Below are 18,240 nucleotides of genomic sequence, written 5' to 3'. Positions count from 1 at the left end.
GCCGCCGGTGTCCGGCGCGGCACACTCCCAGGAAAAGGCAATCATGAATGTCTCGAAGCGGAACGTCCTGTGGACGTTCCTGTGCTGTGGCCTGGGCGTGGCCATGGTCTCCCTCGACAACCTCGTCGTCATCACCGCGCTGCCCGCGATCAGTGAGAGCCTCGGTGGTGACATCCAGCAGCTCGAGTGGACGGTCAACGCCTACACCCTCACCTACGCGGTTCTCATGCTGCCAGGTGCCGCCCTCGGCGACCGGTTCGGCAGGCGTCGCATGTTCGTGGTGGGCCTGAGCGTCTTCACCGCCGCGTCGGCGGCGGCTGCGCTCGCCCCCGGCATCGGCGCCCTGATCGCGGCCCGTGCCGTGCAGGGGCTCGGCGCCGCCGCGTTGATGCCCCTCAACCTGACGCTGCTCACGGCGGTGGCGCCCGCTGCCCGCCGCGGGGCCGTCCTCGGAGCCCTGAGCGCGGTCGAAGGCCTCGCCATCGCCATGGGTCCTCTGATCGGCGGTGTGACCGTGGAGCATCTGACCTGGCAGTGGATCTTCTGGATCAATGTGCCGATCGGACTCGCGGTCCTGCCGCTCGCGCGGTGGAAACTGGCCGAGAGCCGCGGCCCGAACGCCCGGCTGGACCTGGTGGGGACCGTACTGGCCGGCGCCGGGCTGTTCGGCATCGTGTTCGGCCTCATCCAGGGCCCCGCCGACGACTGGACCAGCACCCGGGTCCTGGCCGCGCTGACGGGCGGCGCCCTGGTCCTCGGAGCGTTCGTCGCCTGGGAACTCCGGACCGACCTGCCCATGTTCCCCATGAGGCTCTTCCGCCACCGGACCTTCAGCGGGATGAACGCGGCAGGGCTGCTGATGTTCGCGGGGATGTTCGGCTCGGTTTTCCTGCTCACGCAGTTCTTCCAGGGACCGCGGGGATACTCACCGATGGAGGCCGGACTGCGCATCCTGCCCTGGACGGCGGTGCCGATCTTCGTCGCGCCGGTGGTCGGCTTCCTCTCCGACCGGATCGGCAGCCGTTCCATCGTGGCGCTCGGCCTGACCTTCCAGGCCTGCGGGCTGAGCTGGATCGCGATCCGCGTCTCACCGGACGTCGGCTACTCCACCCTGATCCCGGCGCTGGTCCTGTGCGGGCTGGGGATGACGTTCTACTTCTCCCCGACGGCGAACCTGGTGATGAGCTCGGTCGCCGCCGAGGACCGGGGCATGGCCTCGGGCTCCGTCAACGCGCTGCGGGAACTGGGCGGCGTCCTCGGAGTCGCCGTACTGGCCTCCGTGTTCACCGCGCACGGCGACCTCACCACTCCCGGCGGCTTCACCGACGGCATGATCCCCGCGCTGTGGACCGGCGCGTGCCTCATCGCGGCCGGCGCGCTCGCGGTCCTCGCGACGCCGAGGCACCGGCACGCGGGCCGCGCCGCCGGAAGGGACGGCAAGGCGGCCCTCCAGGACACCGGGACCGCTCCGGCCTGACCGCCCAGCGGCCCTCCGGCCCTTCCCCGGTCGTCCGGCGGCGGCCCGGGAGGGCCGCACCGGCGATCCGGCCCCCCACGGCGTATGCCACGCCCCGAAGGAATGGACAGACCGATCACCGCACGCGTCCGCATCCTGCTCGTCGGCGACCGGGCCATCACCCGCGCCGGCATCCGTGCCGTCCTCGACCGGGACGAGACCATCGAGGTGGCGGGGGAGGCCCGTGACGCCGCCGATGCCGAGCGCCAGGCATGCCGTCTGCGCCCCCACGTGGTGCTCGCCGACGCCCAGTCACCGGGACTCGACGCCGTCCGTATGGTCGCCGCGCTGGCCGTGCGGTGCGGGGACGAGATGCCGGGGGTCCTGCTGATGACCCAGGGGACCGACGACACCGCGAGGGAAGCGCTGCGGGCCGGCGCCAGGGGCGTGGTGCTGAACCGTGCCACACCCGGCCAGCTGCTGTCCGCCGTCCACATGGTCGCGGCGGGGTACACCGTCTACGAGGACTCCGGCCCGCGCCACCCCGGGCAGGGTGAGCCGTGGTCCCCGTCGGCGTGCCGTCGGGGGACGGCCGCGGAACGCTCACGCGCCGAGTCGCTGACGCGGCGGGAGCGGGAGGTCCTGCGGCTCCTGGCCGACGGCCTCAGCAACGCGGAGATGTCGGCCGCACTGGTGCTGAGCGAGAGCACCGTCAAGACCCATGTGCAGCACCTGCTCGACAAGCTGCACTTGCGCAACCGGGTCCATGCCGTGATCTACGCCTACCGGACCGGGCTGGTGCCACCGGTGTGCGGCTGCTCCGGCGGGCGGCAGCTCTCCGCGCGGTGAGGCGGCATCACCCGTTCACTTCGAGGTCATAGTCGTGTGGCTGTGCGGATCAGCCCGGCGAGGGCGAGGGAGCGGCTGTGCGCGGGCCACATCCTGCTCATTCCCGGCACCTCGTCGGTGGCGCACCTGCGCGAGAACGTCGCCGGCGCGGGACTCCCGCTCTCCGACGAGGACCTCGCCGAGCTGGACAAGATCGGCCGTCAGGACCTGTTCCGCGTGGGATCACCCGGTGAGGCGGAGGCTGCGGATCCAGATCAGGATCCCTCCTCCGCCTTGCGGCTGCACGTACCGGACCCCGCTCCCTGATCCGGCCTGATCCAAACGAAAGACGCTGGCGCCGGGTTCCGTTGCGATGTTCCTCAGCCTCCTTCCAGGAGATAGCCGCGCCGGCTGGCCGTGCGGACGCGCAGGCCCAGCGGCAGGACCCGCCGCCGGATCCTCATCACGTGCAGATCCAGGGCGTTCCGGCTCGCCGTGCTGCCCCGGGTGCTCAGCAGGGTGAGCAGCTCATGGCGGGCCACCAGGCTCCCGAAGCGCTGGACCAGGGGTCGCAGCAGGTACGTCTCCGTCGGGGAAACGGGCACCACACGGCTGCCGTACCGCAGCAGGCCGTCGTGGTCGAGAACCGGTACGTCGTGCGACGCGGCCCGGGCGCGCAGGGCCGAGATGCGGGCGGCGAAGTCCTCGCGGGTGATCGGCGAACGGACCCAGTCCTCGCGCACGTCGGTGGAGACCGGCGGCGTCCCCCCGTTCTCGATCACGAGGAGGCGCAGGGCGCCCGTGCGCCGGTGCTGCTCCAGCTTCGACGCTTCGAGCGGCCAGCGGACTACATGGACTTTCTCCTCCACCGAGGAGGTTTGGGCCGTGCTGGTGTGTGACATGAATCTTCCCTTTCCGGATTTGCAGGAGAACGGGAAAGTCACCCGTGGACACCTCGCCATTCTGCGCGCTGATTTATTTTTGAAGCGCATGGAGATCGTGAGGCACGCGTGAAAACTGTTCTCTGCAGCATCTTTCTTTACTATGCAGCACACCCGAGGGTCGTGGCAATAAGCAATAACCGAAGGCATTGTACGACAAATCGGAAAGTATTTGATCATGGTTCCGGTGCTGCTGCGCTACTCACTCCGAAAGGGCCGGAGATTCCCTCCCGAGTCTGTGACCGGCGCGTTTGGGCCCCTCCTTATGGGTGAGAGGTCCGCTGAAAGGGGGAGACGGGAATCAGTAGAACGCCTGAGGCGGGTAACGGCCGGCCGCCCATAGATTGGGGTGGTGGGCCGAAGGCGAGGCAATCCGTGCCGGGAGCTCTGCCGTGCCGCCGAGGCATTCTGCGGTCCGGTCGCGTCCCGGGAGCTACGGCATTTTCCAGCCATGCCCGGCGCAAAAGGAATTAAGGACAGGGAGAGGGAGAGGCTATGCATGTGACCGGAGAATTGAATGCGTGTAAACACGCTGAATGCGCGGACCGGGGAAGCCCGGCGCCCGCCGCCGGCAACCCCGCTCAGGTGGCGGGCGCCGGTGACCTGCTGCGTGCCGTCATGACGCTCACCGTCGCCGGACTGAGCACCTGCACGCCGTGGGCGACCCGACCGGGACAGGGAGACCCCCGTGCGACGCACGCCGGGTGAAGGCGCGGGCCCGGGGGGCCGGCCGGCGGAGGCCGTGCTGGTGACGGGCATGGGGGCCACGACCCCACTCGGCGCCGATGTCCGCGGCACCTGGGAGGGGCTGCTGGCGGGGCGGTCCGGCATCGCGGCGATCGAAGCCCCATGGGCGGCCCGGCTGCCGGTCCGCATCGCGGGCAGCATGCACCGCGACCCGTACACGGCAGTCGACCGGGTCCGGCGGCGGCGGCTCGACCGCAGCCAGGCGGCGGCGCTGGCCGCCGCCGGGGAGGCGTGGTCCGACGCGGGGCCCCCGGAGGTCGAATCCGAACGGCTGGCGGTCGTGGTGGGCACCGGCATCGGAGGCGGGCTCACCATGCTGGACCAGTACGACGTGCTGAGGAAGCGCGGCGGACGAGCCGTCTCCCCCTATACGGTGCCCCGGCTGATGCCCAACGGAGCCTCGGCCGTGGTCAGTCTGCTGGTCGGGGCCCGCGCGGGCACCCACGCCCCGACCAGCGCCTGTGCGTCGGGCGCCGAGGCCATCGCCGTCGGGGCGCTGCTGATCCGGGCCGGCCGCGCCGACGTGGTGGTGGCCGGCGGTACGGACGCGTGCCTCCACCCGCTCTCGATCGGCGCCTTCGCGCAGATGCGGGCCCTGTCGCTGCGCAACGACGAGCCCGACCTGGCCTCCCGCCCTTTCGACCGGGGAAGGGACGGCTTCGTGATGTCCGAAGGTGCGGGCATGGTCGTGCTGGAACGGGCGGAATTCGCCCGGTCACGCGGAGCGCGCGTACACGCCGCCCTGGCGGGGGCCGGCGTCACGTCCGACGCCCACCACATCACGCTGCCGGATGCCGGGGGCCAGGTCCGCGCCATCGAGGAGGCGTTGCGGGACGCCGGCGTCACCGGCGGCGACATCGGCCACGTCAACGCCCATGCCACCGGGACGCCGCAGGGCGATGTCGCGGAGTCCCGGGCCCTGACGGCCGCGGTGGGCAGCCACCCGGTGGTCACGGCCGCCAAGTCGGCGACGGGCCACCTCCTGGGCGCCTCGGGTGCCGTGGAGGCGATTCTCACGGTGCTGGCCCTCAAGGACTCCCTGGTGCCCGCCGTCCGCAATCTGGACGAGGTGGGGGACGGCATCGAACTCGACCTGGTGACCGGCGCGCCACGCAAGGCCGGCGCCACAGCCGCCCTGTCGACCTCCTTCGGGTTCGGCGGCCACAACGTGGTCCTGGCGTTCACCCGCGTGTGACGGGCGGCGCACCGCCACCGGACCGCTCCCTCACCGCGACGAGATGACGCGCGACATCCTCCGGGTGGGTGAGCTGCGGGTAGTGGCCGGCCGACGCGATCTCGGTGACGGGCAGGTGGCTCGGCTCCTCCAGCTGATCCAGCGAGCCGATGACGAGTTCCACGGTTCCCACGGTGGACGTGACGCGCCGCAAGGCGCTGCGCAGGGCGGCGCGCTGCCCGTACGCCGAGCGCAGGGCGGCGACCACCCGGAGCGCCGCCCCGGCGCGCCGCAGATCGTCCACGGGCCCGTCGAGGTGCCCCTCGTGCGGGACGCCGAGCGAGCCGGCCAGCCGCTCGGCGGTCATCCCCCGCAGGGCCGGCACCGCCAGAGGGGAGCGCGTCAGCCAGGAGGAGGCCGGCTGGAGAAAGGCCGGAGAGACGAGCACCAGCGCACCGACGCGCTCGGGGTGCCGCAGGGCGAACCGCAGGGCCGGTCCGCAGGAGTACGAATGGGCGACCAGCACCGGCCGCCCCCGGACGGGTGCGAGGAGGGCGGCGAGCCAGGCGTCGTGCGACTGCCGGGCGCGCGCCGACCTCCCGAACCCCGGCAGGTCGGCGGCGAGGAACGGAGCGTCCACCCGGTCGGCCACCGGCGACCACGAGTCGGCGTTGACGGGCAGCCCGTGCAGGAACACGTACCCGGGCCGCTCCCGCTCGCCCACCACCCAGGTCCGGTCCGTGCCGACCTGGTGGAAGCCGTACGCCGCGCGCGGCGCCCGGACCCGGCCGAAGCGGGTGGCGACCAGTTCGTCGGCCCAGGCGCGCAGCGCTTCGCGCACCGGAGGCATCTCCAGCCCGACGGAGTCCGCCAGGCGCCGCGAGGGCGCGGTGTCGTAGCGGTCGGTGGACAGGAAGGACAGGGTCTCGGGGTCCGCCCTGGTGAGCGCGCGGGGCAGCCGCTTCACGACGCCGACCGGGACGAAGCGGCGCGGCGCCCGCACCCCCATGTGCTCCGCGAGCAGGGCGACGAGCCGCGGCAGGGTCGGCGTGGCGTCGTCCAGCAACCAGTAGGTGCCGTTCGCGCTCTCACGCCTTTCCGGAACGGAGGCCAGGAACTGTACGAAGTAGTCGAGCCCGACGACGGGCAGAAAGATGTCGGGCCCGCCGGGCAGCGCGACAAGGCGGCCCCGCCAGAGCTCGCCGACCAGATCGGCCAGGCCGACGGACTGCCCCGGCCCGATCACCGTGCTGGGGTTGGCGACGGTCAGGGGGACACCGAGTGCGTGGGCGCGCGCCCGCACCGCCGCGTCGCCCTCCCGCTTGGACGCCTCGTAGGCGCCGTCGCGCCGGTAGTCGGGCGAGGAGGCCTCGGCGGCGGCCATGCGGTAGCCGCTGATGTGCACCACCCGGCGCAGCCGCGGAAGGGCCGCCGCCCACTCCACGACGTGGACGGCCCCCTCCACGTTGACCGCTCTCGCCTCCGCCGGGCTCATGCCGAAGGCGAACCGCGCGGCGGTGTTGTACACGTCGCGCACATCGTCCAGGCCGTGTTCCGGCAGACCGAGTCCCGGCCGGGTGATGTCGGACGGGACGACGGTGAGCCGGCCGGTGTCCACCTGCTGGTCCGCAAGCCACTCCAGGAGCCGGTCGCCGCTGCCGTGCACGGCGGCCGCGACCTCCTGGCCACGGCGCAGGAGTTCGCTGACCAAGGAGCGGCCGATGAAGCCACCGGCACCGAAGACAACCGAGTTCGCGGGCATGCCATCTCCTAGCGGCGGAGCACGAGTTGACGTCTGGCGTCGGGAACGGAAGCGGGCGCACCGGCCCGGACGCATCGCCTGTCACCGTACCGGCGTTGTCACTCACTGTGAACGAGCCCCGTCGTGGCGTCACTCGAACGCGCGGCGGCCCGCACAGGGGCCCGTACGCTCCGCGCCGGCCGGACGCCTCGCGCGACAGGGGCGGGAGCGCACCGGCCGGCGTGCGGGCGGCACGGCCAGGGGCCCGCCGGGCCGGCCGCGTACCACCCCAACGGATGACACCACTCTCCGCCCGCGCCCCGACAGGGAGCGCGCAGAACCGTCCGGGAGGCACCTTCCATGCAGTTCCCGCTTCTCCGCCCCACCGACCCGAACGACCGGGGCCGGCTACTCCGCAGGACCGCCGTACCGGCCGTCCTCGGCGCCGTGTTCCTCGCCGCCGCGGCGACAACCGCCCCGCACGACGGCATCCCGCACGACCGCACCCCGGGTACACAGCCGCGGACGGCCGTCGCCGCGGCCGATACGGACAGCGGCAGCGGCTACCTCCTGTGGAAGCGCGCCTTCCTGGCCTCCACCGACCACCCCGACGCCCCGCCACCCGGCGCCAACGACTGGAGCTGCGTCCCCGGCCCCCGGCACCCCCGGCCGGTGGTCCTGCTGCACGGCACGTACGAGAACGCCTACGACAACTGGAGCGCGCTCTCGCCCCGGCTGGCGGCCGACGGCTACTGCGTCTTCGCCGGCAACTTCGGCGCCCCGCGGGGCGACGTCATCAAGGCAAGAGCCGCCGTCCCCGAATCCGCCGACGAGGTCGCCCGCTTCGTCGACCGGGTCCTGGACCGGACGGGAGCCCGCCAGGTCGACCTGGTGGGCCACTCCCAGGGGGGCGGCATCCTTCCGCGCTACTACCTGAAGTTCGCGGGCGGGACCGAAGCGGGCGATCCGGCCCGCAACAAGGTGCACCATCTGATCGGCATCGCCCCGGCCAACCACGGCAGCACCGTCTCCGGGCTGGCCACCCTCGCCCAGCGCCTGCGCGTCCTCGCCCCGGCGGCCCGGTTCGGCGGGCAGGCGCTGGCCGACCAGACGATCGGCTCGGCCGTGAACACCAGGCTCGACGCGGGCGGTGACACCCTCCCCGGCGTGCGGTACACCACGCTGGTCACCCGACGGGACAGGATCGTGACGCCGTACGAGCGCCAATACCTCAGCCCCGCGCTCCCCGCCGATCCGGTCACCAACATCACCGTCCAGGACATCTGCCCGCAGGACCGGACGGGCCACATGGGCAGCCCCTACGACCCGGTCGTCCTGCGGCTCGTACGCAACGCCCTCGACCCGACGACGGCGAGCCGCCCCGACTGCGCGCTCGCGCCCTGAGGCGGCGGCCCGACAGGCGGCGGCCCCGTCGGCGCGGGCACGACGAACGGCCCGGCCCGCCCTCGGGGCGGACCGGGCCGTACGGGCGAACGCTCAGGCGGAGGCCGGCGGATACAGGGCGCGGGGCAGCCGCGAGGCCGCCGCCGCGTCCAGCAGCCACAGCGTGCGGCTGCGACCGTACGCCCCCGCCGCCGGGGCCTGGATCTCCCCGGCGCCCGACAGGGCGATGGCCGCGGCCTCCGCCTTGTCCTCGCCCGCCGCGAGCAGCCACACCTCACGCGCCGCCCGGATGGCGGGCAGCGTCAGCGAGACGCGGACGGGCGGCGGCTTGGGCGCGCCGTGCACACCGACGACGGTGCGCTCGGTCTCCCGGACCGCGGGCAGTTCGGGAAAGAGGGAGGCGACATGGGTGTCGGGCCCGACACCCAGCATCAGCACGTCGAACACCGGCACCGGACCGTGGTCCTCCGGACCGGCCGCGGCGGCCAGTTCGGCGGCGTACGCGGCCGCCGCCGCATCGACGTCCTGGCCGTGCGGCCCGTCCGACGCGGGCATCGCGTGCACCCGGGACGGGTCCAGCGGCACCGAGTCCAGCAGGGCCTCGCGGGCCTGCGTGACATTGCGCTCCGGATCGCCCTCCGGCAGGTAGCGCTCGTCGCCCCACCACAGGTCGAGCCGCGACCAGTCGACCGCGTCCCGGGCGGGCGCGCCGGCGAGCGCGGCCAGCAGGCCGTTGCCGTTGCGCCCGCCGGTGAGCACCACCGAGGCGTGACCGCGTGCGGCCTGGGCGTCCACGATCTTCGTGATCAGCCGGGCCGCCGTGGCCTGCGCCATCAGTTCCTTGTCGCGGTGCACGACGAGCTGCGGGACGACGCTCACTTCGACTCCGCCTTCTTCGCCGGCGCGGCCTTCTTGGCGGCGGCGGGCGCATCGGACGGCGCGGCCGCCTTCTTCGCGGCCACGGGCTCCGCCATCTTTCCGAGGCGCTCGACGCCGAACTTCACCGTGGCCTCGTACACGTTGTCCGGGTCCAGACGCCGCAGCTCCTCCGCGAGGAGTTCCGCGGTCTCCCGGCGCTTCAGCGCCACCGCACGGTCCGGCTGGCCGACCATGCACAGCGTGGCGAGCGAACCGTCGGCCCGGTCCAGGACGATGTCGCCGTTCTTCGTCGTCATCCGGACGGCCGTCAGACCGGGGCCGCCGGACGTCGTGCGCTCCACCGGCACCTGGAGCCGGTCCGCGAGCCACATGGCCAGCAGTTCGCAGCTCGGGTTGTCCGACTCGCCCTCGACCGTGGCCGAGAGGACCTGCGCGGGCTGCTGGTCGAGCGCCGCCGCCAGCATCGAACGCCAGGGCGTGATGCGGGTCCAGGCCAGGTCCGTGTCGCCCGGCTGGTACGTCCGCGCCCGCACCGCCAGCTCCTCGAGCGGGTGCTCGGCGGAGTAGGAGTCGGTGATACGACGCTGGGCGAGCGCGCCCAGCGGGTCCTTGGCCGGGTCCTCGGGAGCGTCCTCCGGCCACCACACCACCACCGGGGCGTCCGGCAGCAGCAGGGGCAGGACGACGGACTGGGCGTGGTTGGCCAGCTCGCCGTGCAGACGCAGCACCACGGTCTCGCCGGAGCCCGAGTCGGAACCCACCCGTACCTCGGCGTCGAGCCGGGCGTCGCGGCGGGCACGCGGCGAACGGCTGACCCGCTTGATCACCGCGATGATCCGCGAGGGGTGCTCCCGGGAGGAGTCGCTCGCCGCCTTGAGCGCGTCGTACGCGTTCTCCTCGTCGGTGACGATGACAAGGGTGAGGACCATCCCGATGGCCGGGGCGCCTACTGCGCGCCGGCCCGAGATCATGGCCTGGTTGATCTTGCTGGACGTGGTTTCCGTGAGATCGATCTTCATGGCCGGCGCCAGCTCCGTCCGTCGCGTGCGAGCATCTCGTCCGCCTCGGCCGGGCCCCAGGTGCCGGCCGGGTACTGGGCGGGCTTGCCGTGCTTGTCCCAGTACTCCTCGATCGGGTCGAGGATGTTCCAGGAGAGCTCGACCTCCTGGTGACGCGGGAACAGGTTGGCGTCGCCGAGCAGGACATCGAGGATGAGCCGCTCGTACGCCTCCGGGCTCGACTCCGTGAAGGACTCGCCGTAGGCGAAGTCCATCGTGACGTCCCGCACCTCCATGGAGGTGCCGGGCACCTTGGAGCCGAAGCGCACCGTGACGCCCTCGTCGGGCTGGACCCGGATGACCAGGGCGTTGCCGCCCAGTTCCTCGGTCGCACCGGACTCGAAGGGCAGGTAAGGGGCGCGCTTGAAGACGACCGCGATCTCCGTGACCCGGCGGCCGAGCCGCTTGCCGGTACGGAGGTAGAACGGCACGCCCGCCCAGCGGCGGTTGTTGATCGTCAGCTTGATCGCGGCGAAGGTGTCGGTCTTCGACTTGGGGTCGATTCCCTCTTCCTCCAGATAGCCGGGCACCTCCTGGCCGCCCTGCCACGCGTGCGTGTACTGGCCGCGCACCGTGTGCTTGCCCAGGTCCTCCGGCAGTTCGACCGCCGTGAGCACCTTGAGCTTCTCGGCGACCAGCGCCTTGGGATGGAAGGAGCCGGGCTCCTCCATCGCGGTCAGCGCCAGGAGCTGGAGCAGGTGGTTCTGGATGACGTCACGGGCGGCGCCGATGCCGTCGTAGTAGCCGGCCCGGCCGCCGATGCCGATGTCCTCGGCCATCGTGATCTGGATGTGGTCGACGTACGACCTGTTCCAGATCGGTTCCCACATCGTGTTGGCGAAGCGCAGCGCCAGGATGTTCTGGACCGTCTCCTTGCCGAGGTAGTGGTCGATGCGGAAGACCTCGTTGGGCGGGAAGACGTCGTGCACGAGGTGGTTGAGCTCCTGCGCGCTCTCCAGATCGTGACCGAACGGCTTCTCGATGACGGCCCGTCGCCAGCTGCCTTCCTTCTGGTCGGCCAGCCCGTGCTCCTTGAGCTGCTCGACGACCTTCGGGAAGAACTTCGGCGGCACGGACAGGTAGAAGGCGAAGTTGCCGCCCGTGCCCTGCGCCTTGTCGAGCTCCTCGATGGTGGCGCGCAGCGTCTCGAACGCGACGTCGTCGTCGAAGTTGCCCTGGACGAAGCGCATGCCCTGGGCGAGCTGCTGCCAGACCTCCTCACGGAAGGGCGTGCGCGAATGCTCCTTGACGGCGTCGTGGACGACCTGGGCGAAGTCCTCGTCCTCCCAGTCGCGGCGCGCGAAACCGATGAGCGAGAAGCCCGGCGGCAGCAGGCCGCGATTGGCCAGGTCGTAGACGGCGGGCATCAGCTTTTTACGGGACAAATCGCCCGTGACGCCAAAAATGACCAGGCCCGACGGCCCCGCGATGCGCGGGAGCCGTCGATCCTGGGCGTCACGGAGCGGGTTGGCTCCGGGAACACCAGACAAAGTGGTCAGCCCTCCGAAGGGGCGAGGCGCTTGAGCTCCGCCTCGGTCGAGTTGAGCAGGTCGGTCCAGGCCGCCTCGAACTTGTCGACGCCCTCGTCCTCGAGCAGCTGGACGACGTCGTCGTAGCTGACCCCGAGCTTCTTGATCTCTTCGAGGTCGGCACGGCCCTGGTCGTAGGAACCGGCGACGGTGTTGCCGGTGATCTCGCCGTGGTCGGCCACCGCGTCCAGAGTCGCCTCCGGCATGGTGTTGACCGTGTTCGGCGCGACGAGGTCGACGACGTACAGGGTGTCCTTGAGGGACGGGTCCTTCACGCCGGTGGACGCCCACAGCGGGCGCTGCTTGTTGGCGTGCGCCTTGTCGAGAGCGGCCCAGCGCTCACCGGCGAAGACCTCCTCGTACGCCTCGTAGGCCAGGCGGGCGTTGGCGAGCGCGGACTTGCCCTTCGCCGCCTTGGCCTCGTCGCTGCCGATCGCGTCGAGCCGCTTGTCGATCTCCGTGTCCACACGGGACACGAAGAACGACGCCACCGAGTGGATCTTGGACAGGTCCAGGCCCGCGGCCTTCGCCTTCTCCAGGCCCGCCAGGTAGGCCTCCATGACCTCGCGGTAACGCTCCAGCGAGAAGATCAGCGTGACGTTGACGCTGATGCCCCGGCCGATCGTCTCGGTGATCGCCGGCAGACCGGCCTTCGTCGCAGGGATCTTGATGAGCGTGTTCGGCCGGTCGACCAGCCACGCGAGCTGCTTGGCCTCGGCGACCGTGGCCAGGGTGTTGTGCGCCAGGCGCGGGTCGACCTCGATGGAGACCCGGCCGTCCTGGCCGTCCGTCGCGTCGAAGACCGGGCGCAGGATGTCGGCCGCGTCCCGGACGTCCGCGGTGGTGATCATGCGGATCGCTTCCTCGACGGTCACCTTGCGGGCGGCGAGGTCGGTGAGCTGCTGCTCGTAACCGTCACCCGAGGAGATCGCCTTCTGGAAGATCGAGGGGTTGGTGGTGACACCCACGACGTGGCTCTGGTCGATCAGCTCGGCGAGGTTGCCCGAGGTGATCCGCTTGCGCGAGAGGTCGTCGAGCCAGATCGCCACGCCCTCGTCGGAGAGGCGCTTGAGTGCGTCTGTCATGAGAATTACATCTCCTACTTGTCGTATAACGGCGTCAGCGCGTGGCGGCGGCGAGAGATTCCCGCGCGGCGGCGGCGACGTGCTCGCCGGTGAAACCGAACTCACGGAACAGGACCTTGGCGTCGGCCGAGGCGCCGAAGTGCTCCAGCGAGACGATCCGGCCGGCGTCTCCGACGTACCGGTACCAGGTCAGGCCGATGCCCGCCTCGACGGCGACGCGGGCCTTCACGGACGGCGGCAGAACGCTGTCCTTGTACGCCTGGTCCTGCTCCTCGAACCACTCGACACACGGCATCGACACCACACGGGTGGGAATGCCGGCCGCCTGGAGCTCCTCGCGCGCCTCGACGGCGAGGTGCACCTCGGAACCCGTGCCGATCAGCAGGACCTGGGGCTCGCCGCCCTCGGCGTCGAAGAGCACGTAGCCGCCCTTGGCCACGTCCTCGTTCGCCTCGTACGTGGGGACGCCCTGCCGGGTCAGCGCCAGGCCGTGCGGAGCGCCCTTGCCGAACACCTTGGTGTAGCGGTGCAGGATCTCGCGCCAGGCGAGGGTCGTCTCGTTGGCGTCCGCCGGGCGGACGACGTTGAGGCCCGGGATCGCGCGCAGCGAGGCGATGTGCTCGACCGGCTGGTGGGTCGGGCCGTCCTCGCCGAGACCGATCGAGTCGTGCGTCCACACGTACGTCACCGGCAGGTGCATCAGCGCGGACAGCCGCACGGCGTTGCGCATGTAGTCGGAGAACACCAGGAAGGTGCCGCCGTAGATGCGCGTGTTGCCGTGCAGCGCGATGCCGTTCATGGCCGCGGCCATGGCGTGCTCGCGGATGCCGAAGTGGATCGTGCGGCCGTACGGGTCGGCCTCCGGCAGCGGGTTGCCGGCCGGGAGGAACGACGACGTCTTGTCGATCGTGGTGTTGTTCGAGCCCGCGAGGTCGGCCGAGCCGCCCCACAGCTCGGGGATGATGTCGCCGAGCGCCTGGAGCACCTTGCCGGAGGCGGCGCGGGTGGCGACGCCCTTGCCGGCCTCGAAGACCGGGAGAGCGTCCTCCCAGCCCTTGGGCAGCTCGCCCGCGGCGATCCGGTCGAACTCGGCGGCGCGCTCCGGGTTGGCGGAGCGCCATGCGGCGAAGGACTTCTGCCACTCGGCCTTGGCCTCGCGGCCGCGGTCCAGCGCCTCACGGGTGTGCGCGATGACCTCGTCGGCGACCTCGAAGCTCTTCTCCGGGTCGAAGCCGAGCACCCGCTTGGTCGCGGCGACCTCGTCGTCGCCGAGCGCGGAGCCGTGCGAGGCCTCGGTGTTCTGGGCGTGCGGAGCGGGCCAGGCGATGATCGAGCGGGCCGCGATGAACGACGGACGCTCCGTCTCGGCCTTCGCGGCCAGCAGCGCCTTGTACAGACCCGCCGGGTCCAGGTCGCCGCTGGGCAGCTGCTCGACGCGCTGGACGTGCCAGCCGTACGCCTCGTAGCGCTTGAGGGTGTCCTCGGAGACCGCGGTCTCCGTGTCGCCCTCGATGGAGATGTGGTTGTCGTCCCACAGCAGGACCAGGTTGCCCAGCTTCTGGTGCCCGGCCAGCGAGGACGCCTCCGCGGAGATGCCCTCCTGGAGGCAGCCGTCGCCGGCGATGGCCCACACCATGTGGTCGAAGGGGGAGGTGCCGGGGGCCGCCTCCGGGTCGAACAGGCCGCGCTCGTAGCGGGCGGCCATGGCCATGCCCACCGCGTTGGCGACGCCCTGGCCCAGCGGGCCGGTCGTCGTCTCCACACCGGTGGTGTGGCCGTACTCCGGGTGCCCCGGGGTCTTGGAGCCCCAGGTACGGAAGGCCTTGAGGTCATCGAGCTCCAGGCCGTACCCGGCCAGGTAGAGCTGGATGTACAGGGTCAGGCTGGTGTGGCCCGCCGAGAGCACGAACCGGTCGCGGCCGGTCCAGTCCGCGTCGGCGGGGTCGTGCCGCATCACCTTCTGGAAAATGGTGTACGCGGCGGGAGCCAGGCTCATGGCCGTACCCGGGTGGCCGTTTCCGACCTTCTGTACGGCGTCCGCGGCGAGGACGCGGACGGTGTCCACGGCCCGCTGGTCCAATTCGGTCCACTGGAGGTCTGTGGTGGTCGGCTTGGTGCTCACCCTGAGTCAGGGCTCCTCTCCACTGTCGTCAAAACCGGTGACTGTGACGCACCGGGCATGGCCGAGCCTACCCCCGTCAGGACCCGTGATTTCCGGCTCCTTCCAGGGTGCGGGCGGCCCGTCGGATCCGCCTCCCGTATGAGCGCGGAGGCTCACCGATGGGCTCACTCCGATGAGCGCGCGGGCCCACTCCTGAGGCCTCCGATGAGCGTTCCGGGGCACCTCTGAGACCTCTGTGTGAGCGTCCCGGGGCCACGTCTGCGCGGCGCGCCGGAACGCGCCTGAGCGGCGCGCCGGAACACGTCTGTACGAGCGATGCGCGCACCGGCGTCGCGCGGCGATGTGCGGGAGCGGCGCCAGCGGTGCGCGTACCGGGCACGGACGGGAAGGCGTGCGGGCGTTCGCACGTGTGCCGCGGCAACGCCTCGCGCCGCATCAACACGACCCCACCCCCGCGAAGGGCGCCCTGTCCCCAACGTCTACAGTGGTCTGGTTCGCGCAAGTCTTTACCGGGCCTTCACGCCCGGAGCTTGCTGGGATTTCTCTGTCAGGGGTGTGCGTGACGGCCGTCGAGTCCCGACCCGCAGGGGTCGCCTTGACTCCGAGCCCAGGGGGCCATCGCCCATTCGGGGCCCGTGTCAAGGCATTCGTGGCACTGACCAAGCCTCGGATCATCGAGCTGTTGCTGATCACCACTGTTCCGGTGATGTTCCTGGCCGCTCAGGGTGTACCCGACCTGTGGCTCGTACTCACTACCACCATCGGCGGATATCTGTCCGCCGGCGGTGCCAATGCGCTGAACATGTACATCGACCGCGACATCGACGCGCTGATGGACCGCACGTCGCAGCGTCCGCTGGTCACCGGCATGGTGAGCCCGCGCGAGTGCCTGGCCTTCGGCATCGCCCTCGCGGTGGTCTCGACGGTCTGGTTCGGCCTGCTGGTGAACTGGCTGTCGGCGGCCCTGTCGCTCGGCGCGCTGCTCTTCTACGTCGTCGTGTACACGATGATCCTCAAGCGCCGCACCTCGCAGAACATCGTCTGGGGCGGCATCGCAGGCTGCATGCCGGTGCTCATCGGCTGGTCCGCCGTGACGAACTCGATGTCCTGGGCCGCGGTGATCCTCTTCGCCGTCATCTTCTTCTGGACGCCGCCGCACTACTGGCCGCTGTCCATGAAGGTGAAGGACGACTACGCGCGGGTCGGCGTCCCCATGCTCCCGGTCATCGCCTCCAACCGGGTGGTGGCCCGCCAGATCGTGCTCTACAGCTGGGTGATGGTGGCCGTCTCGCTGCTGCTGACGCCGCTGGGCTACACCGGCTGGTTCTACACGGTGGTGGCGGCGCTGACCGGCGGCTTCTGGCTCTGGGAGGCGCACGGCCTGCTGAACCGGGCGAAGTCCGGTGTGACCGGCGGGAAGCTCAAGGAGATGCGGCTGTTCCACTGGTCGATCACCTATGTGTCCCTGCTGTTCGTCGCCGTGGCCGTGGACCCCTTCCTGAGATAGCGCCCGGCGCGCCTCCTCCGTACGACCTGCGACGGGCGGGGAGCGTGGCACAGGCCACGGTCCCCGCCCGTCGCACGTTGTTCTACCCATCGGTAGCATCCTGTGCATGGCAGAGACGGCTGAGACCCAGCAGGTGGACGGCAAGCAGGCGGCGCGCGCGGAGCGCAGGGCGGCCCGGCTGGCCAAGCAGATCGGTGCTTTCGCGAAGGCGCACGGCGGGGCGGAGGGGCAGCTCGCCTACCTCGGGCAGATGGGCGCCCGCATCGTCCTCGTCGGCGAGGACGGCGGCTGGGGCGATCTCGTCGCCCCCTCGTACGCGGTCGCCGAGAGCGCCGCGCAGAAGTCCGGGATCACGATGCACGAGTCCTTCGACGGCGAGTTCGCGGCGAAGGTCCACACGGGCCCGTACGAATGGACCCGGATGGCCGGCATCCAGGTCGGCGGCCCGGCGAACAAGGCCTGACGCGTCACCAGACGTACTGAGGGGCTCCCCGCGCAACGGCTCGCGTGCCGTCGTGCGGGGAGCCCCTCAGTACGTGTGAAGGTCTCCGGGAACGGCGTCAGCCCGCCGTAGCGGGCTCCGGCTGCTGGGCCGCCGGTCCGGGCACCGGGGCGAGCGCCACGGGCCGCTCGCGCAGCGACAGCAGGACGCGCACCACGCCGATCCACACCAGGCACGAGCCGAGCATGTGCACCCCGACCAGGATCTCCGGCGTGTCGGTGAAGTACTGCACATACCCGATCACCCCCTGCGCCATCAGGATCACGAACAGGTCCCGGGCGCGGTGCAGCGGCCCCACGGGCGCGTCGACGGCCTTCAGGACGAACCAGAGCGCGACGGTCAGCGCCACCACGACCCAGGCCAGGTCGGCGTGCAGCTGGGCGATCGTCTTCCAGTCGACCGGGATGCGGTGGACGTCGCTGGAGTCGCCGGCGTGCCGGCCGGCCCCCGTGACCACCGTGCCGACCGCGATCAGCAGCCCCGCCGCGACCCCCAGCAGCCAGGTGAGCTGAGCGACGGCCTTGCCCACCAGAGGGCGCGGCGCCGTGTCGCCCTCCCGGACCCGCTGCCATGTCACCAGGGCGACCGTCAGCAGCGCGGTGGAGAGCAGGAAGTGCGCCGCGACGGTGTACGGGTTGAGCCCGACGAGCACCACGACGCCGCCGAGCACGGCGTTGCCCATGACCACCCAGAACTGCGCCCAGCCGAGCCGGGTGAGGCTGCGGCGCCAGGGCTTGGCGGACCGGGCGGCGATGATCGCCCACCCGACCGCCGCGCACAGGACGTAGGTGAGCATCCGGTTGCCGAACTCGATGGCGCCGTGGAAGCCCATCGCGCTCGTCGCAGTCAGGCTGTCGTCGGTGCACTTGGGCCAGGTCGGGCAGCCGAGGCCGGAACCGGTCAGCCGTACGGCACCGCCGGTGACGACGATGACGACGGTCATGACGACGGCCGACATCGCCGCGCGGCGGACGGTCCGGGGGGACGGCGTCCAGCGCTCGGCGATGAAAAGGAGCGGGTTCCGCACGGCTTGAGCGACATGGGCTCGGGTCAGCTTGGGCACGCGCACCATCGTAGGCCGCCGCTTGTGCAAGCTTTCACGAGGGGGACGAGTTACAGGAGGGCCCGGCGACCGGGGGCGGCGTCGCGGGGCTGGGCACGCGCATCTGCGGCGTTGTCGTCAATCACCAGGGCTCCGCCCTGCCTCAATCCTCCGCCTTGCAGCTGCACGCACCCACCCCCGCTCCGTCACCCACCCCCGGTCGCC

14 protein-coding genes and 1 pseudogene are annotated in these 18,240 nt (G+C 71.5%); 7 read left to right on the top strand and 8 right to left on the bottom strand.

What is annotated here, in order from left to right:
• Nucleotides 1–43 precede the first annotated feature (43 nt).
• The 3 genes and pseudogenes from ABTX18_RS25160 to ABTX18_RS25150 all read left to right on the top strand — a co-directional run.
• Nucleotides 44–1,477: an MFS transporter gene (locus tag ABTX18_RS25160; protein ID WP_352125006.1), complete on the top strand. Its 1,434-nt coding sequence runs from the start codon at nt 44–46 to the stop codon at nt 1,475–1,477.
• Between the two features lie 102 nt (nt 1,478–1,579).
• Entirely contained in the window at nt 1,580–2,305 is a 726-nt protein-coding gene (locus ABTX18_RS25155; protein ID WP_352125005.1) for a LuxR C-terminal-related transcriptional regulator, read from the top strand.
• A gap of 87 nt (nt 2,306–2,392) precedes the next feature.
• Nucleotides 2,393–2,506, top strand: a pseudogene (locus tag ABTX18_RS25150) (oxidoreductase); the annotation flags it as partial.
• A 158-nt stretch (nt 2,507–2,664) separates the two neighbouring features.
• Here the strand turns inward: ABTX18_RS25150 and ABTX18_RS25145 are convergent.
• Complete coding sequence (locus ABTX18_RS25145) at nt 2,665–3,186, bottom strand: winged helix-turn-helix domain-containing protein (RefSeq protein ID WP_352125004.1); 522 nt, start codon at nt 3,184–3,186, stop codon at nt 2,665–2,667.
• A 727-nt stretch (nt 3,187–3,913) separates the two neighbouring features.
• Here ABTX18_RS25145 and ABTX18_RS25140 point away from each other — a divergent pair.
• Nucleotides 3,914–5,167, top strand: a complete 1,254-nt coding sequence (locus ABTX18_RS25140) for a beta-ketoacyl-[acyl-carrier-protein] synthase family protein (RefSeq protein WP_352125003.1) — start codon at nt 3,914–3,916, stop codon at nt 5,165–5,167.
• Here ABTX18_RS25140 and ABTX18_RS25135 read toward each other — a convergent pair.
• Nucleotides 5,154–6,908, bottom strand: coding sequence for an alpha/beta fold hydrolase (locus ABTX18_RS25135; RefSeq protein WP_352125002.1), 1,755 nt, complete (start codon nt 6,906–6,908; stop codon nt 5,154–5,156). The two genes, ABTX18_RS25140 and ABTX18_RS25135, sit on opposite strands and share 14 nt — an antisense overlap.
• Before the next feature lie 339 nt (nt 6,909–7,247).
• Here ABTX18_RS25135 and ABTX18_RS25130 point away from each other — a divergent pair, with 339 nt between their 5' ends.
• Nucleotides 7,248–8,291, top strand: a complete 1,044-nt coding sequence (locus tag ABTX18_RS25130; protein WP_352125001.1) for an esterase/lipase family protein — start codon at nt 7,248–7,250, stop codon at nt 8,289–8,291.
• Nucleotides 8,292–8,384: 93 nt separating this feature from the next.
• Here ABTX18_RS25130 and pgl read toward each other — a convergent pair whose 3' ends face one another.
• The 5 genes from pgl to tkt are packed head-to-tail and all read right to left on the bottom strand — an operon-like array spanning nt 8,385 to nt 14,964.
• Nucleotides 8,385–9,170 carry a 6-phosphogluconolactonase gene (gene pgl, locus ABTX18_RS25125; RefSeq protein ID WP_352125000.1) on the bottom strand — a complete coding sequence of 262 codons (786 nt, stop codon included), beginning with the start codon at nt 9,168–9,170 and terminating at the stop codon, nt 8,385–8,387.
• Nucleotides 9,167–10,189, bottom strand: coding sequence for a glucose-6-phosphate dehydrogenase assembly protein OpcA (opcA, locus tag ABTX18_RS25120; protein ID WP_352124999.1), 1,023 nt, complete (start codon nt 10,187–10,189; stop codon nt 9,167–9,169). Before opcA ends, pgl begins: the two co-directional genes overlap by 4 nt.
• Nucleotides 10,186–11,718, bottom strand: a complete 1,533-nt coding sequence (zwf, locus tag ABTX18_RS25115; protein ID WP_352124998.1) for a glucose-6-phosphate dehydrogenase — start codon at nt 11,716–11,718, stop codon at nt 10,186–10,188. Before zwf ends, opcA begins: the two co-directional genes overlap by 4 nt.
• Before the next feature lie 5 nt (nt 11,719–11,723).
• Nucleotides 11,724–12,842 carry a transaldolase gene (gene tal / locus ABTX18_RS25110; protein WP_352124997.1) on the bottom strand — a complete coding sequence of 373 codons (1,119 nt, stop codon included), beginning with the start codon at nt 12,840–12,842 and terminating at the stop codon, nt 11,724–11,726.
• Nucleotides 12,843–12,876: 34 nt separating this feature from the next.
• A complete protein-coding gene (gene tkt, locus ABTX18_RS25105) occupies nt 12,877–14,964 on the bottom strand; it encodes a transketolase (protein ID WP_352124996.1) in 2,088 nt (695 codons plus the stop codon).
• A 553-nt stretch (nt 14,965–15,517) separates the two neighbouring features.
• On the opposite strand from tkt, the gene ABTX18_RS25100 reads away from it, so the two are divergent.
• Both ABTX18_RS25100 and ABTX18_RS25095 read left to right on the top strand, forming a co-directional pair.
• Entirely contained in the window at nt 15,518–16,471 is a 954-nt protein-coding gene (locus tag ABTX18_RS25100; RefSeq protein WP_352124995.1) for a heme o synthase, read from the top strand.
• Nucleotides 16,472–16,577: 106 nt separating this feature from the next.
• The gene (locus tag ABTX18_RS25095) at nt 16,578–16,934 is read left to right on the top strand and encodes a hypothetical protein (RefSeq protein ID WP_352124994.1); all 357 of its coding nucleotides are present in this window, start codon (nt 16,578–16,580) and stop codon (nt 16,932–16,934) included.
• A 97-nt stretch (nt 16,935–17,031) separates the two neighbouring features.
• On the opposite strand, the gene ABTX18_RS25090 is transcribed toward ABTX18_RS25095, so the two are convergent.
• Nucleotides 17,032–18,045 (bottom strand): COX15/CtaA family protein, encoded by a 1,014-nt coding sequence (locus ABTX18_RS25090; RefSeq protein ID WP_352124993.1) that lies wholly within the window; start codon nt 18,043–18,045, stop codon nt 17,032–17,034.
• Nucleotides 18,046–18,240: the final 195 nt, after the last annotated feature.

It is taken from the genome of Streptomyces sp. NPDC096323, assembly GCF_040302845.1.
Lineage (GTDB): Bacteria > Actinomycetota > Actinomycetes > Streptomycetales > Streptomycetaceae > Streptomyces.
Note: the sequence above shows the minus strand (reverse complement) of the source record. Positions and strands in the feature narration are given on the sequence as shown.